The 238-nt window shown below is 66.8% G+C and carries 1 pseudogene; it reads right to left on the reverse strand.

What is annotated here, in order from left to right:
* A pseudogene (locus ON43_RS35080) lies at positions 1-238 on the reverse strand (hypothetical protein); the annotation flags it as partial.

Raw genomic sequence — 238 nt, forward strand, 5'->3', positions numbered from 1 at the left:
ACCACCATTGGCGTCACCGCCGACGTTCGTATTGCCACCGATCTGCACGCCGCCGTTGGCGTCACCGCCGACGTTCGTGTTCCCGCCGACCTGCACGCCACCGTTGGCATTGCCGCCGACATTGGTGTTGCCGCCCACCTGCACACCGCCATTGGCGTCACCGCCGACATTGGTATTCCCGCCGACCTGCACGCCACCGTTGGCATCCCCGCCAACGTTGGAGTTCCCGCCGACCTGC

It is taken from the genome of Nocardia concava NBRC 100430, from assembly GCF_000308815.1.
GTDB lineage: Bacteria > Actinomycetota > Actinomycetes > Mycobacteriales > Mycobacteriaceae > Nocardia > Nocardia concava.